The sequence below is a fragment of the Synechocystis sp. IPPAS B-1465 genome (assembly GCF_003015225.1).
GTDB lineage: Bacteria > Cyanobacteriota > Cyanobacteriia > Cyanobacteriales > Microcystaceae > Synechocystis.
This window is the reverse complement of the sequence record NZ_CP028094.1, coordinates 2,958,215-2,984,501: the sequence shown is the minus strand read 5'-3', so window position 1 is coordinate 2,984,501 and position 26,287 is coordinate 2,958,215. Positions and strand designations below refer to the sequence as shown.

The window sequence follows — 26,287 nt, the reverse complement described above, 5'->3', positions numbered from 1 at the left end:
GGGGAAATAATTGTTATTTTGTTTGGAAGAGATTTACTTACAATGCCTTCTAAAATTTAAGCTTGGCCGATTTTTAGTGAGGAAATTTAATTAAATGATCCATGTGGTGGGCATTGGCCTGAATGGTGCCGAAGGGTTAACTAGTTCAACACTAGAATTAATTGCCCAAGCAAAAATATTGGCCGGCGGCGATCGCCATTTGAGTTACTTCCCGCAGTACGGCAAAAAAAGTTTAGTCATCAAGGATTTTTCAGCAGATTTAAAGAAAATCAAGCAGTTTCATCAGACTTTAAAGTCACACGAAACTATTGTTGTTTTAGCTTCCGGTGATCCCCTGTACTTTGGCTTGGGACGGTTATTACTGGAAAAATTTTCCCCGGAACAATTAAAATTTCATCCCCATTTGAGTTCCATTCAGCTAGCCTTTAATCGTTTAAAAATGCCCTGGCAGGATGCCACCATCATCAGTGCCCACGGAAGATCCAACGAGTTGCTCATACAAGCCCTGCAAAAAGGAGCAAAAAAATTAGCCATTCTCACCGATGGGCAAAATCATCCAGGGGCGATCGCCAATTTATGTTTATCTTTGGGGTTGACCACCACTTACCAAGCTTGGGTTTGTGAAAACTTAGCGGCAACAAATGAACAGATTCAAGCCTTTGATTTGCCATCTTTAGCATCCCTAACCGCAACGGATTTTTCCCCCCTCAATGTAGTGGTGCTAGTTAAACAAAAGCCAGAAAATCCCCTAATTGATCTGGATCAGTTACCCATTTTGGGCATCGCCGATCATCACTTTGCTAGCTTTGACGATCGCCCTGGCATGATTACCAAACAGCCTATCCGGGTGCAAATTTTAGCCGCTTTATCCTTGCAACCCCGACAAATTATTTGGGACATTGGGGCCGGTACCGGGTCAGTGGCGATCGAGGGTGCCCGGTTGTGTCCCCAGGGAAAAGTTTTTGCCATTGAAAAAACTAGCGCTGGTCAACGGTTAATCGAACAAAATTGCCAACGATTTCAACTGCAAAACGTCGAGGTAGTGGCCGGCTCTGCCCCGGAAGTTTTAGCCAATTTACCTACTCCTAACCGAGTTTTCATTGGTGGTAACGGTGGGCAATTAACCTCTATTTTGCAGACTTGCGGGGAACGTTTAGCGATAAATGGTTTGGTGGTGATGGCGATCGCCAGTTTGGAGCATTTGAGCTTAGCCCTGGGCTGGTTTAAACAACAACAATGGCAGGTGAAAGTGCAACAGGTGCAAATTAGCCAGAGCGTTAAATTTGCCGAACTGACCCGCTTTGATCCCCTCAATCCGATTTATTTACTCACTGCGGGGAGGAACTCCATGGGAAACGACGACCTTGGTTAACTTCCCCCAATGCCGTGTTCTACACTAAAAAGCACCACTAACATTTTCCCTTTGCCACTTTGCTATCCTCTGCTTCCCAACACACCGATGCTGCCCTGGTGGAGCTAAAAAATTTAGCCCAAACCCTATTGCCCCGGCTGGTGGAAATCCGTCGCCATCTCCATGCCCATCCCGAGTTGAGCGGCCAAGAATATCAAACGGCGGCCTATGTGGCGGGGGTGTTGTCCTCCTGTGGCCTCCATGTCGAAGAGGCGATCGGGAAAACGGGGGTGGTGGGGCAGTTGTCCGGCAAAGGAGACGATCCGCGGCTGTTGGCCATCCGTACCGATATGGATGCGTTACCCATCGAAGAAATGGTGAGTTTGCCCTTTGCTTCCCGCCATCCGGGGGTGATGCACGCCTGTGGCCACGATATCCACACCACTTTGGGTTTGGGTACGGCCATGGTGTTGTCCCAAATGGGGCATAGGTTACCGGGGGATGTGCGCTTTTTATTTCAACCAGCGGAGGAAATTGCCCAGGGGGCCAGTTGGATGATCCAAGATGGGGCCATGAAGGGGGTCAGCCATATTTTAGGCGTTCATGTTTTTCCTTCTATTCCGGCCCAGCAGGTGGGCATTCGTTACGGTGCGTTGACAGCGGCGGCGGATGATCTGGAAATTTTTATCCAAGGGGAATCGGGGCATGGTGCTAGGCCCCACGAAGCGATCGACGCCATTTGGATTGCGGCCCAAGTAATTACTGCTTTGCAACAAGCCATCAGTCGCACCCAAAATCCCCTCCGGCCCATGGTGCTTTCCCTGGGGCAAATTAGCGGTGGCCGGGCTCCCAACGTGATTGCCGACCAAGTCCGCATGGCCGGCACAGTGCGATCTCTCCATCCCGAAACCCATGCCCAACTGCCCCAATGGATTGAGGGGATTGTGGCCAACGTTTGCCAAACCTATGGGGCGAAATATGAAGTCAATTACCGTCGGGGAGTACCTTCGGTACAGAACGATGCCCAGTTAAATAAGTTGTTAGAAAATGCAGTGCGGGAAGCCTGGGGAGAATCAGCCCTGCAAATTATTCCTGAACCATCCCTAGGGGCAGAAGATTTTGCTCTATACCTAGAACACGCCCCTGGAGCTATGTTTCGTTTAGGTACTGGTTTTGGCGATCGCCAGATGAATCATCCTTTGCACCATCCTCGCTTTGAAGCCGATGAAGCAGCAATTTTAACGGGGGTTGTCACCCTCAGCTATGCTGCCTGGCAATATTGGCAAAATATCGCAATTTAACGACTTAAAATATCAAATTAACCTCTAACAATTAAAGAAATATGCTAGACATAAAACTCTCGTTACAACCAGATACGGAACAAAAACTTAAGACTATTCTCAGCAGTGGCATTGATAATGAAAGATTCGCCCAAAGTGTTATTAATTACCAGATTCAAGAACTGCAACGGGGGATTTTGAATTTGAGAATTGAACTAGATGAGTTTGAAAAAAAATATCAAATGTCGTCGGAGTTATTCTATGAGCAATTTTTCCGCGGAATTTTGAACGATGAAGCAGACTTTATGGTTTGGTCGGGTTTAGTGGAGTTGATGCACCGTGATCAATCACAACTCCAAGTACTAGAATAAGCTGAGAGTTACTCCCAAGAATATGGATAGTAAAATTGCCTTATAATCTATTAGTCAGCTATGATTCCTCAGTATCAGCTAATAAAATTAGCAGTTCAGCTTTTTTCATCTTGGAATAACCGGAGTGTCCTCTCTCTTTAGCAATTTTTCTGAGTCCAGTCACACTTAATTTTTTCAAGTCATTCCCTGATTTCCCCAAATCATCATCAGAAATTAGACGAGGTTCAGGAGTAACATAGAAAATTTCCTTGAATATATCTAATTTTTTGCCATTGGTTATACCACATTTAAGAGCAACAACATCCTTGAGACTTTCTTGCCAATATTTACGTTCAGCATTAGATATTTTATCCAGTGAAGTAGCAACTTTTACTCCAGATAAAGGATTAACCGAACGATTAATTAAATAGTCAAGGGCAAGTTTAATTTCATCTCTAGTTGCCGTTGTTAAGTTTACTTTGGGCACAATTTCCTTGCTTAAAAGTTGGGAAGATTGTTGTACAAACTGATCATCATCGGCAACGATACACCAAATTTTTGTAAGCCCTGCTTGTCTTACTGCCGCCAAAGTGAAGATATTAGCAACAGCGACAAAACTACTTTCTCCCGTTTGTTTAACAACTAAAGGAATCCAATTTCTTCCACCACAAAGATTAATTGATTCAGCTGCTTTGGCGACTAAAAACTGATGTGATTTTGTTGCAAAGAGTGGTTCAATTTCGTCAACGTGAAGATGCAGTAGAGCGCCAATTTCTTGTTTCATTAGATAAAGTATTCCTCGATTAATAGTTTGTAATGACCACGAGCAACTTTGCTGGTAAACACAGCCGGACGATAGGAAAATGCTATAGATGAAATATAGGCATAATTAGGAATTGTAAAAATTGCTTTATCTTCTTGGGCATCTGTTAACTTAGGGAAGAAAAAACTGGTTAAATCAATTTGGTCTTCCAATTTAACTGTTTCAATTATTTCCTGAATTGCCTGTTCAGCTTGTTTCCTTGATGCATCCGTTATATTTTCACCATTGAAAAAGATTGGTAATGGTGTTGGATCTGCTAATTCCGGATTAAATGCCCTTCTTTCACTACCTAGTTGGGGCAAAATTTGTTTCATGGCCATTGCGGCATTTTTAAAAGAGCTAATACTGTTATGTTTTGAAGGCATTAAAATGACATCAGCGGCAGTAATTGCCTCTTGGGTAAAGTAATTATCCCCCGGTGGAGCATCAATCAGAATATAATCGTAATCATCGGCAAATTGAGAAAGGGTTTCCCGTAAACTACCTTTTTTAACTTTCATCAATTCATGGGAAGATTTACCCAAAAAACTTTCATCAGCGGGAATAACATCAAAGCAGTTATAAACTTTCGAGTTTTTTAGTTTAATTTCATATTTGGAAATAATACCTTGCTTGTTGGATTTATTGTTCTTAACGTCTTCAAGATATTGAGACAATCTTATTCTGCTTGGTTTTATTTTGAGTAAATCAGTCAAATCTTTTTGATTTGGATCAAAATCAACTAATAAAACCCTTTTTGCATAACCTTCAGGCTTAGGAATGCAAAGAGTTGCCGCTAAATTAATAGCTGTTGTAGTTTTTCCGACCCCGCCCTTATTATTGTATAAAGCAATCTTTAAAGCTCGGTGGTCACTTTCCATATATTTACCAATTAGACCAACTGCTTCATCGATATTATCTGGGGTTAACTCAATGTTAGTTGTGAAAGGATAAACCGTTCTACCGTGGCGACGAAAAAGCTGAATATGCTTCCCGTTCGTGATTACTCCCCACTTTACTTTTTCGCAATTAGCTGCGCTGGGGTCCAAATATCTTTTCAATTGGGCAACCGCCGCCAGATAGTTCTTACTATCTGAACTTAAGTCTATTGTGTTACGTTTAATTTCAACAATTATTTCTGCCCCATTCAGTGTGTGGGAAAAGATATCATCGCCGTAATTTTTTCTACCTGCAACATCAACGAATTGTAAGCCATTTCCAACTTTATATTGTTGTACGATTTCGCCATCTGAATAGGAAAAGTTCCACTTAGCCATCATTTCGGGAATAACCAGACGCCCTACTATGTCAGCCTCATAGGCCATTGGTGGAAGATTCAATAGGGCTTGTTTCAGAGACGAATCAGACATTGTACTAATTGGGTGTCAGGGCTAGGTGATTGAGGCTATTGTTAGCATCAAAAATAGTTCTTTGTAACTTACCAGAGAAGCTGAAGGAAAAATCCTGCCAAATCCACATCCCGGGCTAATTCGCATAATCATTCATAAGTTTCGAAATCATAGTAACTCAAAAAGACTATAAAAACTTGTAAATTATAAGTTTATTTTTAGAGCTGGGGAGATTTCACCTCGGCTACGGTCAGGGTTTCCATAGCGATGCCAGCAGAATGTTAAGTTTTATGTATAGATTTAACGTTACTGGTACGCAGGATAATGAAAGTAGAGTAGTTTAATTGCCTAGATTTTTAGCCAACGATGACCCATTCCCCTGAATCCAACCCTACTGTGAGCGCCGCCGAAGCCGCTGAACTGATCCGTTCCCTGTTGCATAAAGAGGGCACTTGGGTAGATTGGGGTAAAAAATGTCAGCAATTACAGAAGGCAGGTTACGGTGCTGAAGAAATTTTTGAGCAGTCCGGCTTCCAAAAAGTGCAACAAAATTTGGTGATTGTGGCTAGTCAAGTGTATGAAAGTCTGGTCAAGCAAGGCATCGATGAAACGGTACTATCCTATTATCGGGGTCCCAAAAGTGACGTGCTGTACGAACTACGCATCCTCAACCATCAACAACGGGCGATCGCCGCAGTGGAGGCCCAGCAGAAGAATTTGGCTGCCGATGAAGCGAAGGAATTGGCTAAGGCATTTCAGGAATTTGGTTACCTGTCCCAACTGCCAGAAGGTTTTACCGACCATCCTGGGGACGCATTGGCCTATCAATGTTGGAAATTAGCCCGGCAGAAAAAGAATTTGCCGGAAAGAACCCGTTTAATTGTCAAAGGATTAAAATTCGCCCATTCCCCCAACGCCCGTCAGGCGATCGAAAAATTACTGACTGATTTAACCGCCCAGCCTAGCCGGAAAGCTCCCTTAGTGCCGGTGTTTCGCCTCGAAGAAGACCAGGAAGCGGCCCGACTCATTCCAGTGGCGGGGACTTTTCCCCTCCAGCCCCAGGCGGTGCAGGCAGTGCAGTCTTTAGAACAGGTGGAACCTTTTGGTTTAGTTAGTTACCAAGGGGAAGGGGCGGTGGTGCCGGTGCCCCAGTGGCAAGCAATTTTGACCGCGGAAGATCCGGTGGCGATTTTTTGTCCGGCAGGGCAAGTGTCGGAATCCCTAGCCCGTAAGGATGAACAGGTTTTGGTGGTGGTGGATCGCAGCAAAAAAATTTGGAATGATGGCAGTTATTTTCTGCTCAACCAAGGAGAAACAGTAGCAATTCAATGGTGCGAAACAGAGCCAGAAAGGGAGATTTTAGCCCAGGTGGTGTTGGTGCTCCGACCGAAGAAGATTTTCGATGCCAACAACCTGCGGGAACCATGGCAAATGGATGATTAGATTGGCGGTTTGCTCATCGGTGGAAAATCCCAGGGGCAAAAATCTTGGAGTAAGCTAAAGGAAAAAGTTTGAGTTGCTCCCCATGCGTATCGACCTTTCCTTGCTTTTAAGTGACCAAAATTTGGATGCTGGGGCCCCTACCAGTCAGCGGCAGTTGCGGATAGCCGTGGCGGCCAAAGCGGATGACCATGATCGCCGGTTGCCTTTGAATTTGTGCTTAGTATTGGACCACAGTGGCTCTATGGATGGTCAGCCTTTAGAAACGGTTAAAAGTGCGGCCTTGGGGTTGATCGATCGCCTGGAGGAAGATGATCGCCTTTCGGTCATTGCCTTCGACCACCGGGCCAAAATTGTCATTGAAAATCAACAGGTGCGGAACGGGGCGGCGATCGCCAAAGCCATTGAAAGGTTAAAAGCGGAAGGGGGCACCGCCATTGATGAGGGGTTGAAACTGGGCATTCAGGAAGCGGCTAAAGGTAAGGAAGACCGGGTTTCCCATATTTTTCTGCTCACCGATGGGGAAAATGAGCATGGGGATAATGACCGTTGCCTGAAACTTGGCACGGTGGCATCGGACTATAAGCTCACGGTTCATACCCTTGGTTTTGGCGACCATTGGAATCAGGATGTGCTGGAGGCGATCGCCGCTTCGGCCCAGGGCAGTTTGAGTTATATCGAAAATCCCAGCGAAGCGTTGCATACCTTTCGCCAACTGTTCCAACGCATGAGCAATGTCGGGTTAACCAACGCCCATCTCCTGCTGGAATTAGCGCCCCAAGCCCATCTTGCCATCGTCAAGCCCGTGGCCCAGGTATCGCCGGAAACCATGGATTTAACCGTGCAAAACCAGGGAGCAATTGAGGAAGTGCGTCTAGGAGATTTGATGACCGACCAAGAAAGGGTCTTACTGCTCAACCTTTACCTAGACCAATTACTGCCGGGGCAACACGTCATTGGCCAAGTGCAAATTCGTTACGATGACCCTGCTTCTGGGCAAACCAATCTGCTGTCCGACCCGTTACCCTTGACCATTCAGGTGCAAACCCAGTACCAACCCAGCACCGATGTCCAAGTGCAGGAATCCATTCTCACCCTGGCTAAATATCGTCAGACCCAAATCGCTGAAACTAAGCTCAAAGCCGGCGATCGCCAAGGGGCGGCCACCATGCTGCAAACCGCCGCCAAAACCGCCCTACAAATGGGCGATAAAAATGGCGCTACTATTTTGCAAACCAATGCCACCAGACTTCAATCCGGGGAAGATTTATCCGAAGGCGATCGCAAAAAGACCCGCATGGTCAGCAAAACCACTCTCCAACCGCCCTCTGCGCCATCAGAGCATTAATACAGATATCCTAGGGCTTTCCCAACTTGAGTTCCGCCTAAAATCTGGTGGTGGAAGGACTAGTTACCTGCACATCTAAGGCCGCCTTGGGGTAGGCAATCCGTTGGTGATGGAACTGTTGCCACACCCGTACGAAAACATCGGCAATAATGGGCAATTCTTCGTATTTCAAGCCACTATCCTGCAATTGGTTATCTCGCCAGCGGGCCTTAAAAATACGGTTAACCATGGCCATGGCGGTTTCTGGATTGGCTTCTCTGAGGGAACGCAACGCCGCCTCACAACTGTCCGCCAGCATCACAATGCCGGTTTCCCGAGACTGGGGAATGGGACCGGTGTAACGGAATTCCTCTTCATTAACTGGCGGTTCCCCCGCCCTTTCCGCCGCTTCCTTGGCTTGGATATAAAAATAGGAAATCAACATTTGTCCCTGATGTTCAGGAATAAAGTCCCGCACCACCTGCGGTAAACCGTAACGTCGGGCCATCACCAACCCTTCGGAAACGTGTTTTTTGATAATGTCCACACTGACGTAGGGATCATTGATTTCATCGTGTTTATTAGGGCCCCCCATCTGATTTTCAATGAATCCTAAGGGGTCGTGCATTTTGCCAATGTCATGGTACAAAGTTCCGGTTCTCACCAGTTCAACGTTACAGCGCAATTCCCTGGCCGCCGATTCAGCTAAACAGGCCACAAATAGGGTGTGCTGGAAAGTACCAGGGGCTTCTTTGGCCAACCTTTGTAGCAGGGGGCAGTTGGGATTGCTCAATTCCACCAACCTGGTGGGGGTCACCACGTCGAACAATCTTTCTAGGTAAGGGGAAACCCCGATCGCCATGGCACTCCAAGCCAAACCGAGTAGGCCATAGACAATGGCACTGGGCAGAGCAGTGTACCAAATAATTGTGACCGCTGAGGCGTTAACAATTAAATATGTGAATAAATAAACTATGCCCTGGGTGGCCCCTACCCCTACCCCCAACAGGGCCAACTCATCCCGAGAACGGAGCTTACTGGCAATCATACCCGCTAGCAAGGCCGCCGCTGCACTGCCCAATAAGTATTCCCAAACAATGGATTCCATGGCAAAGGCGGACAATCCCCCCACCAATACCACTTGGGTGATGGCCAGGGTGGGGCCATAAAAGCTACTGGTGAGCAAACTGATGGCCGGCAGGTTGTTATAGACCGGGTCAAGCAAAAATAAGACTGGAGTGCTAACGCTGAGCAAACAGAGGAGAATATGGTCCCGCCGCCGTAGGGGCCGATGGATACGCCGACTTACTCCACAGAAAATAATTAAAGCGCCCCCCACCAACCCCGCTGTCCGCAACAGGCCTTGCCAGTTCACCTGGCGCTGACTCAGGCCATAACCGTCCAACAAAACAAATTGCTCTTGGGTAATGACTTCCCCCGCCCGCACAATCACACTGTTTTTCTCGGCGGATACTTTGACGTTTTCCATGGCCAGTACCGCTTTTTCCGCCAAGTTTTTGGTGGCTTCCTTGTCAACAGTCAGATTATATTTATCCTTGAGTAAATTATTTAAGCTATTCTCCGCCACTTGGTGGGCCTGGGGGGGCAAAATGTTGCGCAAATGGAGTTGTACCGTTTCCCCCAACAGAGGAGCAGTGATGCCCGCCGGTAGGCCCTGGGTGAGAATGCGGTCATGGACTTGGATAATGGTCTGTTGGGTAGTTTGCCAGGTGGGCCCGTCTAACTTCAATGCCCCGATCTGGTTATTGGTAATCTGGCGATCGGCCTTAACCTCCGCCAAGCGAGCCGTCACCCGACCATATCTATCCTGGGCGGTCCTGATGCTGGTGAGTAAGCCCGCCATGGTCTCAGGGGAAGTGGTGGCTTTTTGTTGATCAAATAACTGTTGCAGTTTGGCCAACTGGGGTGAAGCCATGGGCAGTGGCTGGCCATAGCTAATATAATCTTCCAATTGTTGCCATTCCCCTGGCCCCAGACTACGGAGTAAATGTTGCTGCTCCAGGGTAAAAATCTTGGTGTCTATGTAGGGAAAGGTACCGGCTAGGTAGCGGAGCTGGTTGATGGCATCCAGATATTGACTTCTTTCTTGTTTGAGTTGGGCGGTTAACTCGTTATCCCTTTGTAGGCGGGGAATGGTACCGGCCCGCACTTCCTTCCGCTTTTCCTCTGTGGTTCTTTCGTCCACAAAACTGCCATCTTCCGGGGCGTAAATGGTGTAGGGAGATTCGGTGCCAACGCTGAGCTGGGGCTGGTTATAGAAACGGTAACCCACTACCCCGGTGAGGGACACCACTGTAATACCCAACATCACTGGTGGGTGGGCAATGCGTACAAACCTGGAGCGGTGGATTTTTTGCCAAATGGTTTCATCTTGGGAAGTGGAGGCCGTGGTCCTGGGGAGAGGATGGCTAGAGGCAGTGGACTTTTTTAGTTGGGACGCCACTGCTTGGCGGAGGGCAAAAATTGCTTTCATAGCACCAATGGGTGGGCAACGGCTGGAAAATGTTGGGCTGTCCAGTTAATTGCCATGGGTGGGGAGGATCTGTGCATATTCCTGTTGAGAGACCAATTTTAAACTAGATCGACGTTGCATTCCCAACGGGGGAGCTACAGCCAAGGCGGGGTTTTCCTGGCCGGAACCAACACTAAGACGACCGGACCATCTCCGCCAAAGTTGTTGTCCTAAGGGCAAAAAGTTGGCGCGCACTGTGGAGCGATGGTCTGTTATTAGAGCTTGTTGGCTAATCTGCATACCATTATAAGCTCCCACGAGGGCGAGGGTTAAGGGGGACAAAATCCCCGGATAAGGATTCTGGCCAGGGTGATTCACTTGATTTTTCCTCGGGGGTGAAAGGGCGATCGCCTTTGATGCAGATTGTTCTGCCATTCCTAGTTGGCGAAGAATTAACCGGGGTTGAGCGGGGTTTTGACCCCAGAGATAAATGGCGGTGCTAACCATATGGATCCAGGGATCGGCAGTTTGGCCCGTGGTTCTGGGGGAAACATAATTTTCTAAACATGCGGCGATCGCCGTTAGGCCCTGGCGTAACTCTGGGGAAAATGCCGGGGCCGGAGTAACTGGCCACCATTGCGCTGGTGCTCTCAGTAGGGCTGGCAACTGGTGAATGGCAAATCTTTCCGACAGGATAAGGGTCAGTAGTCTTTGCCATAGTAATAAGGCGGGCTCGGCCTGGTCACCACCGACCCATGCAGGGCAATGATTCTGACAAAGATGGAACCAGTGGGATAGATCCTGCCTAAAGCCGAAGGGATTTTCGTAATGGTAAAGAGCTAAAACAATTAACCAATTAACTAACTCTGCCGTAGTTAAGGCTGGCTGTTGGGACAAAGCATTTTGCCAAAATCTTTCCGGCAAAGGAGTTTGGTAAGGCTCGGATAATATGTACTGCCAGGGTTGGCCCCATCGGAGGCAATTAGCTTGATTCTGATGGTTTTCATCCCAGTCTTTTCCCCCCAAGGCCAGGAGTAAGGAAGCTTGAAAGCGGGAGAGGGGAGAAAGGGCCATGGTGGAGCGGTAATCTGGAACAGTGTTGAATGTAGGAAGTTTGGAATTTGTCCATCATTGATGATTTTGGTTGCCCCCAGGAGTCAGCTATCTCCGCCCTCCGATCGCCATGGTTAAAAATGTTGCGACAGCACCGGGCGATCGCCGTTATTCGCACTGATTCCATCGACCTAAGTCTGCAATTGGCTAAGGTGGCCATCGAAGCAGGCATGGGGCTAGTGGAAATTACCTGGAACAGTGACCAGCCGGGGGAAACCATTGCTCACCTGCGTCATCAATTTCCCCATTGTGCCATTGGTACGGGTACAGTCCTCTCTCAGGAGGATTTGCTCCAGGCCGTTGCCAGTGGAGCCCAATTTTGCTTTACCCCCCACAGTGAGCCAGAATTAATTACCAGCGCCGTGGCCCATGGCATCCCCATTATTCCCGGTGCCTTTTCCCCTACGGAGATTGTCCAAGCCTGGCAGAGGGGAGCCACCGCCGTCAAAGTTTTTCCCATTAAAACCTTGGGAGGAGTGGACTACATTCAAGCTCTCCAAGGTCCCCTCGGCCAAATTCCCCTTATTCCCACCGGAGGGGTAACTTTGGCAAATGCCCAAGCTTTCCTAGCGGCCGGAGCGATCGCCGTTGGCCTATCTGGACAGCTATTCCCCCCCAATTTAGTAGCAATCAAAGCCTGGAGAGAAATTGGCGATCTAATCCGTACTTTGTTGAAAGAAATCCAGACACCAAGGGGCTGATAGTACAAAAAGACGATTAACCCCATGGGTAAAAGCAGGGGAGCCACTAAAGTTCACAGGTTTACACCGAATTTTCCATTTGAAAAGTAGTAAATCATACAGAAAACAATCATGTAAAAATTGAATACTCTAATGGTTTGATGTCCGAAAAAGTCTAGTTTCTTCTATTCTTCGACCAAATCTATGGCAGGGCACTATCACAGAGCTGGCTTAATAATTTGGGAGAAATGGGTGGGGGCGGACTTTCGTAGAACAATGTAGATTAAAGTACAAAATGTCTAATTCGATATTGTCTAAACTAAATGTGGGTGAGAGGAGTCCTGTTAATCGGACACATTCCTCGCGTACGGAGGCAGAAAAGTCATCCCTTTTTCGCTTTGTACGCCGTAAAATTAATTCTCCCTGGTTGGCCTGTGTTCCCTTAACAGCCCTGATTGTGGCAATCTGGAACGCCGCGGCGATCGCCCAAGACACAGAAATTGTCAACATCACCGTTGAAACCGTTAACGAAAATGTTGCCACTCTCCAGGGAACCCTTAATGCCATCTGGATTTTGATAGCCGCCATTCTGGTTATCTTCATGAACGCTGGTTTCGGGATGTTGGAAACCGGCCTTTGCCGGCAAAAAAATGCCGTTAACATCCTGACCAAAAACCTGATCGTTTTCGCCTTGGCCACCATAGCTTACTGGGCGATCGGTTTTTCCTTGATGTTCGGCAGCAGTGGCAATCCCTTCGTCGGTTTCGGGGGATTTTTCCTGAGCGGCGACCACACCAACTATGGATTAAGCCCATTTCCAGAAGGATTGCCCGTAGCAGTATTCTTCTTGTTCCAGGTTGCGTTCTCTGCTACCGCCGCCACCATTGTTTCCGGTGCTGTAGCTGAGCGGATCAAGTTTAATGAGTTTTTGATCTTCAGTGTTCTGTTGGTTGGTATTGCCTATCCCATCACTGGTCACTGGGTTTGGGATGCCGGCGGCTGGCTTTACACCATGGGCTTTATGGACTTTGCCGGTTCCACTGTGGTTCACTCCGTTGGTGGTTGGGCTGCTTTGGCTGGAGCTTTCCTTCTCGGTCCCCGCTTAGGTAAATTTGTTGATGGCCGACCCGGCGCTATCCCCGGCCACAACATGGGTTTTGCCATGCTTGGTTGTCTAATTCTCTGGATCGGCTGGTTCGGTTTTAACCCCGGTTCCCAATTAGCCGCCGATCAAGCCTGTGCCTACATTGCCGTTACCACTAACCTTGCTGCCTCTGCTGGTGGTCTCACCGCTACTTTTACCTCCTGGCTCAAAGATGGTAAGCCTGATTTGACCATGGTAATCAACGGTGTACTGGCTGGACTGGTGGGTATTACCGCTGGTTGTGCTGGAGTATCCTACTGGGGGTCTGTCATCATTGGTGGTATCGCTGGAATTTTGGTGGTCTACTCCGTTGCCTTCTTCGACAAAATTAAAATTGATGACCCCGTGGGTGCCATTTCTGTTCACTTGGTCAACGGTGTTTGGGGAACCCTGGCAGTGGGCTTCTTCAACATGGAGAAGGGCTTGTTTTACGGCGGCGGCATCAACCAGTTAATCATTCAAATCGTTGGTATTCTGGCGATCGGTGCTTTCACCGCTATCTTCAGCTTCGTTGTTTGGGCTATCCTCAAGCAAACTATGGGCATCCGGGTGTCCGGCGAAGAAGAAATGATCGGTTTGGACATCGGCGAGCATGGCATGGAAGCTTACACTGGCTTTGTTAAGGAAACTGATTCCTTTGGTAGTGCTGTCTCCGGTGCCACTGTCCCTGAATAATTCGTCTGGGCTGGAAGGATAAAATTTATCCTTTCACCGACTGCAGGCAAATTAATTGTCATCAAACTGGCAAAAAATAGTAACTATCTTCAAGGGGGTCGGTTTTTCCGCTCCCCTTTTGTTGTTTGTTAGGAGCAACAGATGGTTAGTGGAAAAAGTTTACATGTTAGGGAATGCCGAGGGCCGATTCTACTATCACCATAAACAGCCAGGGCGAATTAGAATCCCCATGGCTCACCTGGGGAAGAATCCCAAATTCAAAAAAGCCACCAAATAAGCCTGTCGAAAACCTATCGCTCTTCTATCAGTGTAGGTGGGAAGGTAAAATAATTGGAGCAATAATAAGGTCTCCTAAAGCCATTACTGCCTTCTTCAATTTGTCAAATAAGCAATGGAAGTTTCTCAATAACTGAGGTGTATAAATCACCGTCATCCACGGCTTTAATAAATTAAAGTAACATAATGGCTGAATTATTAATTTCATGTTGTTAAGTATGTTTTTCCATCCATTTTTTTGATTTGTTTAAGGAGTTATCATGCGGAGGCAAATTTTCTATCTGAAGACTTACCATTAAATATACGCTCATCACTATTTCCCGCCATTTTTCTATTCTGGAATAGTCCATTATTCTAAAATCTGCCCACCCCAGTTCATTCTTTATTTGCTTTAATCCATACTCTATCCAGTTCCTTGCTCCATATAAGTTACCCACTTCTTTATATTTTATTTCTGATACTTTTGTCATAATACAATACGTTGAATTTGACGGCATTTTCTCCTTGTTATCCGTTACTTGCCAATATCTTTTTTCCCCTCTCTTTCCATAAATAATTTCTCTCACGTATCTTATTTCCGACTTTCCACTTGCAAATTCTCTCTCAAATTTTCCCCATTTGTTCGCTCTTACTCTTTCCTCTTTCCCAAGCCAGACTCCATGATTACTCCTTATAGCTAGTACATATTCTAGATTTTCTTTTTCTAATACTCTTACAAAGTTTTCGCTGCTCTCTCCATATTCACTATCTGCTAATACTACCTTTATATTGAAACCAAGCTCTTTTATTTCTTTGATAATTTCCCCTGCTATTTCTGGCTTATTTTTGTATTTATCCCCCTCTTTTAGTCTTGTCTCTGGTTTATATACTTTGCTGATTAATGGTACTGTCATTCCCTTTATAATTCCATAACACATCACCTCTACTATTCCATTTTCTATTTTTCCTAGATTGCCAATATACTGACGCGCAACATAATCTGTCTTTCTTCCTTTTTTCCTATCCCCTGTTTCGTCTATGATCATTGTTATTGCTTCTCCTTTCGCAAAACTCAGAATTTTATTAATTCTTCTTTCCCTTACCTCCTCTAACGACCAAGGGCTGTTACCGAAGAAATAGTCAAATCCTTGTCCATTTTCTAGTCCTACTACCTTAGCTATTTCTGCGAAGGTTTTTCTCTTTATATTCGCAATTAATCCTAGATGCAAGTATTCAAAGCTTCTCATTCTCACTTTTGGAAATAAAATAAGCCTCTGTATCCTTCGCAGTATTTGTCAATGAATTATACTGTTTCTTTTGCTTCACGTGGGGCAACCATATACCACCTCCGCATTTCAGACTATCTTCTCCGTTTTATCCTACCCACAATGATAGAAGAGCGATAGTTAACTTTTCTTGGGTGATAATCGAATCTTGAGCCAGTTTCACTCAAACAATTCTTTTGGCATTTCCATGAATAAATTGCACATTTAGATCAAACCCATTTCTCCTAGGTTTTTTCTTAGTCGATCTGCCTCCGGAGATTGCCGTTGTTCGTAAAGGGCGATCGCCTGTTGGAAAGCATCGACACTTTCCTGAATTAGCCCAGCTTTAAAGCTAGTAACAGCTAAGTTTTGATAGGCTTCAGCATAATCCGGTTGCAGGGTAATAGCCTCTTGATAACCTTTAATAGCTTCTAGCAAATTCCCTTGGGCTTTGTAAATCATAGCTAGATTAAAAAAGGCGATCGCCTGGGATGGATCAATGTGAATTACTGCTTGATAAAGCTTAATTGCTTCGCCCAATTCCCCCAAGTCTTGTAAAAAAGCACCGTAATTAATCAAAGCACCTAATTTTAGCGGCAATAAAATTTCTTCATCCAGGGCTTTTTGATAATGCTTCCGAGCCAGTTCCCATTTTTGTTGGCGACGGTAGGCGTTGGCCAAATGGTAATGCAATTCAAATCGCACAGGGATGGAAGCTGTATTGCTTTTTAGACCCTGCTTGAGTAGTTTTACCCCTTCTTTTTCATCCCCCAAACTAAAATATAAGGCTCCCAACTTACTGCAGAGGTAAGGATCCTGGGGATTATCCACCCTGGCTTTTTCGAGTAAATGCTTGGCCCGTTGGGTTTTGCCCCGTTGCCTGAGTAAAGTAGGGTCATAGCCCTGGTGCAAAATGGCCACCCCCGGTAGGTCAATCACTTGCCAATCCGGTTCCTGGGTTAATAAGGCCAACACACTGTCGTCAATGGTTTCGTGGTAAGCACGGTTAAATTGCACTGCCGGATGACGACGAAACAGTCGGGATACCAAGGAATAGGGAGATTGATTACTGCCCAGTTCGTGGCGCATTAGGTTCACCACTAAGGCATTGTCCATGGCGATCGCCTTTTCGATGCCATCTTTTACCAAAATATTCAACCTTTCGTCCGCGTCGAGGACTAAAACCCAATCTCCAGTGGTGGCCGCTAGGGCCTGATTGCGAGCCAGGGCAAAATCATCCTGCCAAGGCACAGTGATCACCTTAGCTCCCGCCTGGGTGGCAATTTCCACTGTGTTATCGGTGGACCCTGTATCTGCTATGACTATTTCGTCCACTAAACTCGCCACACTGGCCAGGCAATCTCCTAGGAAAGCGGCTTCGTTTTGAACAATCATGCAAAGGCTGAGGCGAGGCATAGACATTCAGGCAAAATTGGCAAAAGGTCAGTCAATCATCCTAACCGAATTGTCCGGTAAGATGGGTGTGGTTTCCAAGCAAAATAGTCCCTTACCCTTGGGCTAGGGCTAAACGGGGAACTTTTGCCCCCGTAACTAGACCGATTAAATTAAATTCAACTCACAAAGACTAAACTTACTAGCAATTAACGAGGAGGTTGAGGGTGGTGGACTGGAAAGTTCGGGCAATTCGGGGTGCAACGACGGTTTCGGAAAATAGCTCTGAGGCAATCCGAGATGCGGTCTGTGAGCTACTGGATGTCATTGAAGCGAATAATGCCTGTCCCCCTGAAGACATTGTCAGCGTAACCTTCTCCGTTACCCCCGATCTCGATGCCATTTTTCCGGCGGCGATCGCCAGGCAGAGGCCCCGTTGGGAAAATGTACCCCTGCTAGATGTCCAACAAATGTGTGTAAAAGGTAGTTTGGAACGGTGTATCCGGGTGTTGATCCATGTCAACAGCCAAAGTCCCCAGTCTGAGATGTACCACGCTTATTTACGGCAAGCTCGCAGTTTACGCCCCGACTGGCATCTAGCCAGATTTTAAAGATTGACCAAGGCTTGACCAAGACGTTACAAGATCTTAATTTTTAACGCTGCTAAATACTGCAATTTTTCGTACATAGAACAGACCTAATTGCAGTTTATTATTCCCTGAATATCAATATCAAGTAATTGGGTTGGGAGAATTCGCTTCGGCGATCATTTCTCGTTTAATCACCTTGTAGTTCCAGAAACCAAAGATTAACCAAAAAGCTAATAGCCCAGAGGTGGAAATTAGCATGGGAACTAGGCCAAATTGTCGGATCAAAGTAGGGGCCGCTGCTGTAAATAATCCCCCGCCAACAATGGGTTCAAAAAATAATTGTTTATAGGCAAAACTCTCAAATGCACCCGTGCGGTTATGGGGGTCCACCATTTTAATTAAGAGAATTCCCGTGGCAGTAACTCCCATGGATTGGCCCATATCACCAATGCCCCGTTCAAACCAGTAGCTCGGTAAAATTTTTGGTGCTAGGTAGACAAAAGCGACAATATTCCAAACAATTCCCACCAAAGACAAACTAAGAAAAACGGGCAAGTTAGCCCCCAACACTTGCAGTTTAATGGAAGCCAAAGCAGTCACCACCACTAAATCCAGTGCAACCCCAGCAATTCTTTCCTGTAAATTGCGAATAATTAAGGTATCTAAATCCAACTTTTTCATGATTAGTTGGACAATAATTCCCCCGATCAAAGCCATGGGGAATAGGGGAATGGCTCCAGCTAACTCAAAACCCGTTTTTCCCCAGGTGAAAAATTCTAATAACCTAAGTAATTCTAAAATTATCCAGCCAATCAACACTGCTAGGGCCGTAAAACCAAAGTTTAAAGACAGGGGATCAACTAAAAGATTCTGCATTAACCGGGCCCTTCTGGTTAAAACCCGATCGCTCTCTAGATGGGCCGTAGGTTGAAATTGGGCGTCTCCTGATGGTACTTCCGTTGGTATTTCTTGAATGTAATTATTTTTTCTGCCCCAGTCGGCCAAAATCGTTCCGGCAATTACCCCTGTAACAATGCCCACCGTGGCTAATCCCAGGGCTAAATCTCCCCCATCGGGAAAGTTTAACCTGTTAAAAGTTTCTGCCATCCCCGCGGCTGTTCCGTGGCCTCCTTCAAAACTAATTTCCACTAAAGTTGCAATGATGGGATCGACATCAAATAGGGGAATTAAAATCAATAAAGTTACCAGTATGGGCAGAACATATTGGCCCCAAGCCAACGTCTGGCCAAAGGCTACCTGGGGAGCAGTTTTTCGCCAAATTTCCTTTGGTTTGGGAATGGTTTCCCCTAGGAAGAGAGCGGCAAAAACTATATTTATAAATACTCCGGGGGATTGGGCCCAGACCGCACGGGTGGTTTCTGAAAATACGCCCCCCGCTAAATAGCCGTCGGCAGGCACCCCCAAAGCCACGGCAATAGCACCGAAAACTCCAGGCCCCAACAACAGGGCGATCGCCCCGGCGATAATCGATTCTGGTAAATATAGTTTTTGAAATAGTTTAATTTTTTGCTTAAGAAACCTACCCGCTAGGATTAAAATCGCTATGGTTATAAAGGCAAATAAAACATTAATTAAACTGAGCATTATGTGGTTTTACTAAAAATTTTGACTAACAAATTCAAGACAATGGTGGCACCAGCTTTAATGCTGGAAATAGTTACGGACAATTTCGATAATTTTTTGGCTAGCGGTACCATCCCCAAAAGGATTGATGGCGTTGGCCATTTGCTCATAAGCCTGAGGTTGACTTAGTAATTCCCCGGCAGCCTTCGTAACCGCAGCTGGATCCGTTCCCACTAATTTGGCAGTTCCAGCGGCGATCGCCTCTGGGCGTTCCGTTGTTTCCCGCAACACTAACACAGGTTTTCCCAAACTAGGAGCTTCTTCCTGCAGACCCCCGGAATCCGTCAACAGTAAATAACAATGCTGAATTGCCCCCACCAATTGGGCGTAATCCAAGGGTTCTGTCAGAAAAACCCGGGGATGATTACCCAACGCCTTTTGAATCGGTTCCCGCACAGTGGGATTACGGTGCATGGGCAGCAATAGGGCCGTGTCGGGAAACTGCTCTAGAATTTGGCTAAAACTGGTCAAAATATCCTGCAAGGGCTCCCCCCAATTTTCCCGGCGATGCACTGTAGCCAGTAAAACTCGATGCTTCTGCCAGTCCAAACCTGGAATGGGACAGGCTGGTTTTTGTTCCGCCACCGTTAACAGGGCATCAATGACCGTATTGCCCGTTAAATGGATTTCCCCGGTGACATCGGACCGCCGTAAATTCTCCACCGCCAAGGTAGTGGGGGCAAAGTGCAACTGGGCTATTTGGGAAATTAGACGGCGATTGGCTTCCTCTGGATAGGGGTTAAACAAATTATCGGTGCGTAAACCTGCTTCCACATGGCCAATGGGGATTTGTTGGTAAAAAGCTGCCAGGGCCGCAGCAAATGCAGTGGTGGTGTCCCCCTGGACAATGACCAATTGGGGCGGTTTTTCTTGCCATAGTTGTCCTAGTCCTTCTAAACAGCCCTGGGTAATGTCCGTGAGGGTTTGCCCCGGTTGCATAATTTCCAGATCTGCGTCCGCCGACAATGCAAATAAATCCATCACCTGTTGCACCATTTCCCGATGCTGTCCCGTTAACAACACTTGGGTGTGCATATCAGGCTGGGCCAGGAAAGCACGGATCACTGGGGCTAATTTAATCGCCTCGGGGCGGGTGCCCAGGGTAATACAAACCGATAGGGGAGATACAGGCATAGGTCACCAACACAGATAATCCCAGGTTAGCGGAGAGGGGCCCCAGGAAAATCTGCTTTAGGCAAAATTAAGCAAATTTCCTAGCTCACCATAACTTGGTGCTCACCGAAATTCTGGGTCAAAATGGGAAGGAATTACACTAAATCCTCTAGCCCATCTTCCCAAACCCATGAAGCCGATGCGGGAATCTTCCCCCCAAATCTGTCCTGTGCCTATCGACCAACAGCCGGTCAACGAATATGAAGCGCTCAAATCCGCTTGGCTCTATTCCTGGGGTCAAGTAGATCTGCTTAGCTACGGCAAAAACCTCACCCGTCTGGCCCTGCTGATCAGTTTTATTGTCAGTCCGATCGCCTCTGCCAGTTTTTCGGTGGAAAAGCAACCGGTTCAATGCGGTTTTCTGATTGTGCTGGGTATTTGCCTTTTATTGTCTCTGTTTGTGTTGCGCTTGATGTTGGGCTGGCGTTACGTTGGCGATCGCCTAGGGGCGGAAACCGTCACCTACGAAGAATCCGGTTGGTACGATGGCCAGGTGTGGCGCAAACCATTGGAAGTGCAAACCAGGGACCAACTTATTTTGCGCTATCAAGTTAACCCCGTACTACAACGTTGGCAAAATACTCTGAAACTCCTGGGGGCCACCATGGCGATCGACATTCTTATTTGGACCATTTTTCGATTTCTCCATTGAGCAAAATTGCACAGATTAAACAGATCAAATGGGCTCTGATCCGTGCAAAGTGCCCTAAATGCCTAGAATTGAGGATAGGTTAATCAATAGAACCCCGCGAAACTTTACCATCATCGGAAATTCCCCCAACAGCATGAGCAGAGGAAAACGTCCCCACACTACCCCCATCGAAGTGCATTTGCTGAGGGAAGGCATCATCGAATCCCAGCACTGGGCTGAAGCCACAGTCTACGACGACAGGGGAAGGGTTTTAATGCTGGCCGGCGATAGCACCAGCAATGCCTTTATTCGCTCTTCCCTCAAACCGTTTCAAGCCCTAGCCGTCACCAGCACCGGTACCATGGAACGCTATGGTCTTACCGACAAAGACCTGGCCATTATGTGTGGTTCCCACCAAGGCACCATTGAACAAGCTCGGCAGGTATTCAACATTCTTTGGCGGGCCGACATTGAGCCTCAAGCTCTGCAATGTCCCATACCAGCGGGACAGGAAAGCCCTCTATACCATGGTTGCTCCGGTAAACATGCGGGGATGCTGGCCGTTTGCCAACAACAGGACTGGCCGCTCCACAGTTATTTGCAACAAAATAGTCCCATCCAAAAACTAATTCTGTCCAAAGTAGCGGATCTGTTGGGCATGCCCGGAGCCGAATTGATCGCTGCCCATGACGACTGCGGTGCCCCCACCTACACCATGGAGTTGGGACAAATAGCTCATTTGTATGCGCTGCTGGCTTCGGGGCAACAGTTGGGTCTGGAACGAGTGGCTCGGGCCATGACTTACTACCCCTATTTTGTCGCTGGGGAAGGCTGTTTTGATACGGAACTTATGCAACAGATGGAAGGAGAGCTGGTGAGTAAATCCGGCGCTGAAGGGGTGCAATGTGTGGGGCGAGTGGGAGAAGGCTTAGGCTTAGCCATCAAAGTAAAAGACGGTTCCAAACGGGCTAAGTATGCTGTAGCCATTCACCTGCTGCAACAAATGGGCTGGATTCCTCCCCAGGTGGCGGAAACTCTGTCGGAAAAATTCGTCCGGCTGGGTAAATATAAACGCCTGGAAGTGATTGGCGAATTAGCCATGCTGTGAACTCTAAAAGTTGGGGGTGGATCAGCCCATTAGAACGAAAAAACGAAACTCCGATATTTAGCCCAAAATAATTTGGGGCATAGCCAACAGGGGGATAAAAAGGCAAAAAAAAGACCGTGTCCTAGGAAGGGTCACGATCCGGAGGGAAACCGTCACAAAGCAGGGAAGCCAGCGCTTAAAGATATTTTTCTAGGGTGCTGGCCAGGGTGGTTTTGGGCACGGCTCCCACCACCATATCCACTCTCTGGCCCCCCTTGAAAATCATTAGGGTGGGAATACTGCGGATGCCATACTGACTAGCGGTATTGGGGTTCTCGTCGGTGTTTAACTTAACGACTTTGACCTTACCTTCGTACTGTTGTGAGATTTCATCAACGACGGGGGCTACCATGCGACAAGGGCCACACCAGGGAGCCCAAAAGTCTACGAGCACGGGTAACTCGCTGTCTAATACATCCTCTTTAAAACTTGCGTCGGAAACTTGAGGGGTAGCACTCATACTGGAAATCCTTCTAAACCTCGTGATGGGCTGATTAGAATACTACCATAACCAATTGTTGACCCCTGTATGGAAAAATATCGTGAAACTTAGAATTTATTCATCTTTTGTCACAGTTGGCGTCACACTTTTCCCCCTGGGGAGCAGATAAGAAGAAACCGCCCGAACATCATCCAGGCGGAGTGTGGTGTGAGGAGTGAACGGAAACTTACGTCTCCGCCCTCTTCATTGTACAGGTTGGGACGGGGGGCATAGGGTTTTTGCCGGTGGGGAGTTCCGTATTTGTTAAGTTTTTTAAAGGGATTTTTGGGGTGATTAGATCCATTTTCCAGTGAAATCCAGAGATAAAGGTTGGTCAAAACTATGACAAGAACTGTGATTGTGGTCGGGGGAGGAGCAGCTGGCTTTTTTGGGGCGATTAACTGTGCCAGAAATCTGCCGGAGGGTAGAGTAATTTTGTTGGAGGCGGGGTCGAAATTCCTGGCTAAAGTCCGCATTTCTGGGGGGGGACGTTGTAATGTGACCCACCATTGCTTTGACCCGACCCAGTTAGTGCAAAACTATCCCCGGGGGGGTAAGGCGTTGCGGGGAGCGTTCAGTCGTTTTCAACCCCAGCAAACGATCGCCTGGTTTGGGGCGGAGGGGGTGCAACTCAAAACGGAAGCAGATGGGCGGATGTTTCCCGTTACCGATGACTCAGGCACCATTGTGGATTGTTTGCTGTCGGCGGCCCGGCGATCAGGAGTGGAGTTAAGAAATCGATCGCCAGTGCAAGGGCTGGAAAAACTGGGGGAGCAATTCCAAGTAACGCTTAAATCGGGGGAAATCATTAATGGCGATCGCCTGTTATTGGCCACGGGCAGTAATCCCTTGGGCTATCGCTGGGCAGCACAATTGGGTCATACCATCCAAGCTCCGGTGCCTTCCCTGTTTACCTTTAACATTCCAAACGCCCAGTTGACCGATCTGGCCGGGGTGAGTGTGGAAAACGCCCTAGTGAGTTTAGACCCAAAATTTAAAGGAATCTATTGTCACCAGGGCCCGGTGTTGATTACCCATTGGGGGCTGAGCGGCCCAGCGGTGTTAAAGCTATCTGCCTGGGGAGCAAGACAATTACAGGCATCGGGTTATGACCATTCCCTCTGGATCAACTGGCTGCCTAAAGTGACTCCCCTGGAATCCATGGCCCAATGGCGAGCAACAAAGCAAAGCCATCCCCGCAAACAAATCGCTAACTTTACCGCCACTGCTTTACCTAAACGACTTTGGCAGAGGTTGACGACCCAGGCTGGTATTAAACCGGGGCAATGTTGGGCCGATTTTTCCAAGGTTCAGGAGCGACAACTAACAGAGAATATCCACCGCTACCACTGTCAGATCAAAGGTAAAGGGGTGTTCAAAGAAGAATTTGTCACCTGTGGGGGCATTACCCTCAAGGAAGTGGATTTTAAGACCATGGCTAGCCGTTGTTGCCCTGGATTATATTTTGCCGGGGAAATCCTCGACGTAGATGGTATTACCGGCGGTTTTAATTTTCAAAATGCCTGGACTACGGCTTGGTTGGCGGCCCAGGGGATGGCGGCTCCATAACATTCCCTTAATTCCTCCTCAGTAAGTTGGACTAAAATTCCAGTGCCAGCCCTGATTAACCCGGTGAAGTTTATGAGACCCCTAAGTCATCGCACCAAAATTGTGGCCACCATTGGCCCCGCCAGTAGTTCGGTAGAGGTGATACGTCAGATGGTGGATGCGGGCATGAATGTGGCCCGGCTGAATTTTTCCCACGGTAGTTATGAGGACCATGCCACCATGGTTCGCCTACTACGGTCAGTGGAGCAGGAAATGGACACCCCCATTACCCTTTTGCAAGATTTACAGGGGCCCAAAATTCGGATTGGTCAGTTGCCGGGGGGAGAAAAGCAACTGCGGGAAGGGGAAAAAGTTTCTTTGGTGCCGGTGGAAATTGGCGATCGCCATCCTGGAGCGGTGGGCATTGACTATCCCCATTTGGCGACGGAGGCAAAAGTAGGGGAAAGAATTTTATTGGACGATGGTTTACTGGAAATGAAAGTTGTGTCCATTCAAGATCCAGAGGTAATTTGTGAAGTGGTGACCGGGGGCATCCTCAAAAGTCGCAAAGGGGTCAATCTACCGGGTTTAGTCCTAACCCTACCTTCCATGACGACCAAAGACAAGCAAGACTTAGAATTTGGTTTGAGCCAAGGCATTGACTGGGTTTCCCTTAGTTTTGTCCGCAAAGGGGAAGATATCCACACCCTTAAACAATTTCTCGCTGAACGGGGCCATCCTGATCTGCCGGTCATTGCCAAAATTGAAAAACCCCAGGCGATCGATAATCTAGAAGAAATCGTGGCAGTTTCCAACGGCATTATGGTGGCCAGGGGGGATCTGGGGGTGGAAGTAAACCCAGAAAAGGTTCCCCGTTTGCAAAAGGAAATTATTCGGCGCTGTAACGTGCGGGCCATTCCGGTCATCACCGCTACCCAAATGCTAGATAGCATGATTCAAAATTCCCGACCCACCAGGGCGGAAGCCAGTGACGTGGCCAACGCTATTTTGGACGGCACCGATGCGGTGATGTTATCGGGGGAATCGGCAGTGGGACAATATCCCGTTAAATCAGTGCAAATGTTGCGAAAAATTGCCGAAGAGACGGAAGTGGGTCTACATCTTGTTAATAATCCCCCAATAGAAAATACGGAAACCCATGCCCTAAGTGAAGCGTTAGTGGTAATTGACGGAATTCTAGATTTAAAATACATTGTCACGTTCACCACCTCAGGTTTTACTTCTCTCCTCGCTTCCAACCAAAGACCGTCGGTGCCGGTGATTGCTTTCACTCCCTCAGAAAAGGTTTACCATAGCCTCAACTTAGTTTGGGGTATTATTCCCTTTTTAATTAACGAAGAATTTGACACCTTTGAGGATTTAATCCAACAGGCGGAGGTACTACTGCGGGATAGAAAAATGGTGGAAAAGGGCGATCAGTTGCTAATCATGGCGGGAATTCCCACTAAAATACCCAGGGGCACTAATTTCCTCAAGATTCACCGTATTTCTTAAAACCTATGCCTCAAATCCATAGTTGCTGGACAAGGATTCTACACTACTGTTTTCAGGAAGTATACTTGGAATAATTTCTAGAAAATAGCAAAATTATGTCATTATTCCCTCTTTTAACCGCTTTGTTAGGGATTATGCCCGCAAACACCATTGAACAAGTTCCTGCTGTTGTTGAAGCTGAAGCTCGTCCTTTTCTGGTTAGCCAAGCTAACAGCGCAGATATTTTGGTGAAACTCCCCCGACCCCAGGGTAGTCCCAAGAATGTAGGTAGCATGTTCATGGCCAATGCCTATGGACAACAGGGCCTAAATTTTCAAGCCCAGGGTAAACCAGCCCCCACGGTGAAGTTTTACCAAGACGCTCTGACCAAAATGGGCTACGCAGAAAGAACCATCAACACAACTCAGGGAGATTGGGGCTTCAGCATTGTCTTTGATACTCCGGCAACGTTAACTTTAACTCCCAAAGATTCAAGCAAAGCAGTGGTGTTGGTTATTCAGGGAACCATGCTTGGCCCTGACACCATTAACCTTAATCTCCGATTTGAAGAGATTTAATCTGCTAAAAAAGCAATAGTCTCACCTGCTTAACCTAGCAAGCCAAATTTTGTGGGTGGGGCTAATATTTACTGCGATTCAATATGCGGAAATCAGTTTCAAAAC

The 26,287-nt window shown here is 47.2% G+C and carries 22 protein-coding genes; 13 read left to right on the top strand and 9 right to left on the bottom strand.

What is annotated here, in order from left to right:
• Window positions 1-94: 94 nt before the first annotated feature.
• The 3 genes from C7I86_RS14030 (at window position 95) to C7I86_RS14020 (ending at window position 3,002) form a co-directional block, all read left to right on the top strand.
• Window positions 95-1,372 (top strand): bifunctional cobalt-precorrin-7 (C(5))-methyltransferase/cobalt-precorrin-6B (C(15))-methyltransferase, encoded by a 1,278-nt coding sequence (locus C7I86_RS14030; RefSeq protein WP_010873869.1) that lies wholly within the window; start codon window positions 95-97, stop codon window positions 1,370-1,372.
• A gap of 98 nt (window positions 1,373-1,470) precedes the next feature.
• Complete coding sequence (locus C7I86_RS14025) at window positions 1,471-2,652, top strand: M20 family metallopeptidase (protein ID WP_010873868.1); 1,182 nt, start codon at window positions 1,471-1,473, stop codon at window positions 2,650-2,652.
• A gap of 41 nt (window positions 2,653-2,693) precedes the next feature.
• On the top strand, window positions 2,694-3,002 hold the full coding sequence (locus tag C7I86_RS14020; RefSeq protein ID WP_010873867.1) for a hypothetical protein: 309 nt from the start codon (window positions 2,694-2,696) through the stop codon (window positions 3,000-3,002).
• A 58-nt stretch (window positions 3,003-3,060) separates the two neighbouring features.
• Here C7I86_RS14020 and C7I86_RS14015 read toward each other — a convergent pair whose 3' ends face one another.
• Both C7I86_RS14015 and C7I86_RS14010 read right to left on the bottom strand, forming a co-directional pair.
• Window positions 3,061-3,765, bottom strand: a complete 705-nt coding sequence (locus C7I86_RS14015) for a Rho termination factor N-terminal domain-containing protein (RefSeq protein WP_010873866.1) — start codon at window positions 3,763-3,765, stop codon at window positions 3,061-3,063.
• On the bottom strand, window positions 3,765-5,153 hold the full coding sequence (locus tag C7I86_RS14010; RefSeq protein WP_010873865.1) for a ParA family protein: 1,389 nt from the start codon (window positions 5,151-5,153) through the stop codon (window positions 3,765-3,767). Before C7I86_RS14010 ends, C7I86_RS14015 begins: the two co-directional genes overlap by 1 nt.
• 345 nt (window positions 5,154-5,498) lie before the next feature.
• On the opposite strand from C7I86_RS14010, the gene C7I86_RS14005 reads away from it, so the two are divergent.
• A complete protein-coding gene (locus C7I86_RS14005) occupies window positions 5,499-6,575 on the top strand; it encodes a RuBisCO accumulation factor 1 (RefSeq protein WP_010873864.1) in 1,077 nt (358 codons plus the stop codon).
• An 82-nt stretch (window positions 6,576-6,657) separates the two neighbouring features.
• Window positions 6,658-7,920 (top strand): VWA domain-containing protein, encoded by a 1,263-nt coding sequence (locus C7I86_RS14000; protein ID WP_010873863.1) that lies wholly within the window; start codon window positions 6,658-6,660, stop codon window positions 7,918-7,920.
• A 37-nt stretch (window positions 7,921-7,957) separates the two neighbouring features.
• On the opposite strand, the gene C7I86_RS13995 is transcribed toward C7I86_RS14000, so the two are convergent.
• On the bottom strand, window positions 7,958-10,393 hold the full coding sequence (locus C7I86_RS13995; RefSeq protein WP_010873862.1) for an HD family phosphohydrolase: 2,436 nt from the start codon (window positions 10,391-10,393) through the stop codon (window positions 7,958-7,960).
• A gap of 45 nt (window positions 10,394-10,438) precedes the next feature.
• Window positions 10,439-11,446 carry a hypothetical protein gene (locus tag C7I86_RS13990; protein ID WP_010873861.1) on the bottom strand — a complete coding sequence of 336 codons (1,008 nt, stop codon included), beginning with the start codon at window positions 11,444-11,446 and terminating at the stop codon, window positions 10,439-10,441.
• A gap of 119 nt (window positions 11,447-11,565) precedes the next feature.
• Here C7I86_RS13990 and C7I86_RS13985 point away from each other — a divergent pair, with 119 nt between their 5' ends.
• The gene (locus C7I86_RS13985) at window positions 11,566-12,186 is read left to right on the top strand and encodes a bifunctional 4-hydroxy-2-oxoglutarate aldolase/2-dehydro-3-deoxy-phosphogluconate aldolase (protein ID WP_010873860.1); all 621 of its coding nucleotides are present in this window, start codon (window positions 11,566-11,568) and stop codon (window positions 12,184-12,186) included.
• A gap of 274 nt (window positions 12,187-12,460) precedes the next feature.
• Window positions 12,461-13,984 (top strand): ammonium transporter, encoded by a 1,524-nt coding sequence (locus C7I86_RS13980; RefSeq protein ID WP_010873859.1) that lies wholly within the window; start codon window positions 12,461-12,463, stop codon window positions 13,982-13,984.
• A 488-nt stretch (window positions 13,985-14,472) separates the two neighbouring features.
• Here C7I86_RS13980 and C7I86_RS13970 read toward each other — a convergent pair whose 3' ends face one another.
• Both C7I86_RS13970 and C7I86_RS13965 read right to left on the bottom strand, forming a co-directional pair.
• A complete protein-coding gene (locus tag C7I86_RS13970) occupies window positions 14,473-15,486 on the bottom strand; it encodes an IS701 family transposase (protein ID WP_071822662.1) in 1,014 nt (337 codons plus the stop codon).
• A 243-nt stretch (window positions 15,487-15,729) separates the two neighbouring features.
• Entirely contained in the window at window positions 15,730-16,920 is a 1,191-nt protein-coding gene (locus C7I86_RS13965) for a tetratricopeptide repeat protein (RefSeq protein WP_228670063.1), read from the bottom strand.
• Window positions 16,921-17,123: 203 nt separating this feature from the next.
• Here C7I86_RS13965 and aroH point away from each other — a divergent pair, with 203 nt between their 5' ends.
• Window positions 17,124-17,507 carry a chorismate mutase gene (gene aroH / locus C7I86_RS13960; protein ID WP_010873856.1) on the top strand — a complete coding sequence of 128 codons (384 nt, stop codon included), beginning with the start codon at window positions 17,124-17,126 and terminating at the stop codon, window positions 17,505-17,507.
• A 120-nt stretch (window positions 17,508-17,627) separates the two neighbouring features.
• On the opposite strand, the gene C7I86_RS13955 is transcribed toward aroH, so the two are convergent.
• Together C7I86_RS13955 and wecB are read right to left on the bottom strand one after the other, a co-directional pair.
• A complete protein-coding gene (locus C7I86_RS13955; protein ID WP_010873855.1) occupies window positions 17,628-19,091 on the bottom strand; it encodes a sodium/glutamate symporter in 1,464 nt (487 codons plus the stop codon).
• Window positions 19,092-19,148: 57 nt separating this feature from the next.
• On the bottom strand, window positions 19,149-20,264 hold the full coding sequence (wecB, locus tag C7I86_RS13950) for a non-hydrolyzing UDP-N-acetylglucosamine 2-epimerase (protein ID WP_010873854.1): 1,116 nt from the start codon (window positions 20,262-20,264) through the stop codon (window positions 19,149-19,151).
• Window positions 20,265-20,442: 178 nt separating this feature from the next.
• Here wecB and C7I86_RS13945 point away from each other — a divergent pair, with 178 nt between their 5' ends.
• Both C7I86_RS13945 and C7I86_RS13940 read left to right on the top strand, forming a co-directional pair.
• Complete coding sequence (locus C7I86_RS13945; RefSeq protein ID WP_041426056.1) at window positions 20,443-20,955, top strand: CGLD27 family protein; 513 nt, start codon at window positions 20,443-20,445, stop codon at window positions 20,953-20,955.
• A 58-nt stretch (window positions 20,956-21,013) separates the two neighbouring features.
• Window positions 21,014-22,042 (top strand): asparaginase, encoded by a 1,029-nt coding sequence (locus C7I86_RS13940; RefSeq protein WP_010873852.1) that lies wholly within the window; start codon window positions 21,014-21,016, stop codon window positions 22,040-22,042.
• Between the two features lie 175 nt (window positions 22,043-22,217).
• Here C7I86_RS13940 and trxA read toward each other — a convergent pair whose 3' ends face one another.
• Complete coding sequence (trxA, locus tag C7I86_RS13935) at window positions 22,218-22,541, bottom strand: thioredoxin (RefSeq protein WP_010873851.1); 324 nt, start codon at window positions 22,539-22,541, stop codon at window positions 22,218-22,220.
• Window positions 22,542-22,904: 363 nt separating this feature from the next.
• Between trxA and C7I86_RS13930 the strand changes: the two genes are divergently transcribed.
• From C7I86_RS13930 to C7I86_RS13920, 3 genes are all read left to right on the top strand, one after another.
• Window positions 22,905-24,131 carry an NAD(P)/FAD-dependent oxidoreductase gene (locus tag C7I86_RS13930; RefSeq protein ID WP_010873850.1) on the top strand — a complete coding sequence of 409 codons (1,227 nt, stop codon included), beginning with the start codon at window positions 22,905-22,907 and terminating at the stop codon, window positions 24,129-24,131.
• 42 nt (window positions 24,132-24,173) lie between these two features.
• Window positions 24,174-25,625 carry a pyruvate kinase gene (gene pyk, locus C7I86_RS13925; protein WP_010873849.1) on the top strand — a complete coding sequence of 484 codons (1,452 nt, stop codon included), beginning with the start codon at window positions 24,174-24,176 and terminating at the stop codon, window positions 25,623-25,625.
• A gap of 134 nt (window positions 25,626-25,759) precedes the next feature.
• Window positions 25,760-26,182 carry a hypothetical protein gene (locus C7I86_RS13920; RefSeq protein WP_223211297.1) on the top strand — a complete coding sequence of 141 codons (423 nt, stop codon included), beginning with the start codon at window positions 25,760-25,762 and terminating at the stop codon, window positions 26,180-26,182.
• Window positions 26,183-26,287: the final 105 nt, after the last annotated feature.

Bases quoted from the DNA above. Each gene is read 5' to 3' on its own strand.
- C7I86_RS14030 (WP_010873869.1), top strand. From the start codon at position 95: ATGATCCATGTGGTGGGCATTGGCCTGAATGGTGCCGAAGGGTTAACT.
- C7I86_RS14020 (WP_010873867.1), top strand. From the start codon at position 2,694: ATGCTAGACATAAAACTCTCGTTACAACCAGATACGGAACAAAAACTT.
- C7I86_RS14015 (WP_010873866.1), bottom strand. From the start codon at position 3,765: ATGAAACAAGAAATTGGCGCTCTACTGCATCTTCACGTTGACGAAATT.
- C7I86_RS14010 (WP_010873865.1), bottom strand. From the start codon at position 5,153: ATGTCTGATTCGTCTCTGAAACAAGCCCTATTGAATCTTCCACCAATG.
- C7I86_RS14005 (WP_010873864.1), top strand. From the start codon at position 5,499: ATGACCCATTCCCCTGAATCCAACCCTACTGTGAGCGCCGCCGAAGCC.
- C7I86_RS14000 (WP_010873863.1), top strand. From the start codon at position 6,658: ATGCGTATCGACCTTTCCTTGCTTTTAAGTGACCAAAATTTGGATGCT.
- C7I86_RS13995 (WP_010873862.1), bottom strand. From the start codon at position 10,393: ATGAAAGCAATTTTTGCCCTCCGCCAAGCAGTGGCGTCCCAACTAAAA.
- C7I86_RS13990 (WP_010873861.1), bottom strand. From the start codon at position 11,446: ATGGCCCTTTCTCCCCTCTCCCGCTTTCAAGCTTCCTTACTCCTGGCC.
- C7I86_RS13985 (WP_010873860.1), top strand. From the start codon at position 11,566: ATGTTGCGACAGCACCGGGCGATCGCCGTTATTCGCACTGATTCCATC.
- C7I86_RS13980 (WP_010873859.1), top strand. From the start codon at position 12,461: ATGTCTAATTCGATATTGTCTAAACTAAATGTGGGTGAGAGGAGTCCT.
- C7I86_RS13970 (WP_071822662.1), bottom strand. From the start codon at position 15,486: ATGAGAAGCTTTGAATACTTGCATCTAGGATTAATTGCGAATATAAAG.
- C7I86_RS13965 (WP_228670063.1), bottom strand. From the start codon at position 16,920: ATGCCTCGCCTCAGCCTTTGCATGATTGTTCAAAACGAAGCCGCTTTC.
- C7I86_RS13955 (WP_010873855.1), bottom strand. From the start codon at position 19,091: ATGCTCAGTTTAATTAATGTTTTATTTGCCTTTATAACCATAGCGATT.
- wecB (WP_010873854.1), bottom strand. From the start codon at position 20,264: ATGCCTGTATCTCCCCTATCGGTTTGTATTACCCTGGGCACCCGCCCC.
- C7I86_RS13945 (WP_041426056.1), top strand. From the start codon at position 20,443: ATGCGGGAATCTTCCCCCCAAATCTGTCCTGTGCCTATCGACCAACAG.
- C7I86_RS13940 (WP_010873852.1), top strand. From the start codon at position 21,014: ATGCCTAGAATTGAGGATAGGTTAATCAATAGAACCCCGCGAAACTTT.
- trxA (WP_010873851.1), bottom strand. From the start codon at position 22,541: ATGAGTGCTACCCCTCAAGTTTCCGACGCAAGTTTTAAAGAGGATGTA.
- C7I86_RS13930 (WP_010873850.1), top strand. From the start codon at position 22,905: ATGACAAGAACTGTGATTGTGGTCGGGGGAGGAGCAGCTGGCTTTTTT.
- C7I86_RS13920 (WP_223211297.1), top strand. From the start codon at position 25,760: ATGCCCGCAAACACCATTGAACAAGTTCCTGCTGTTGTTGAAGCTGAA.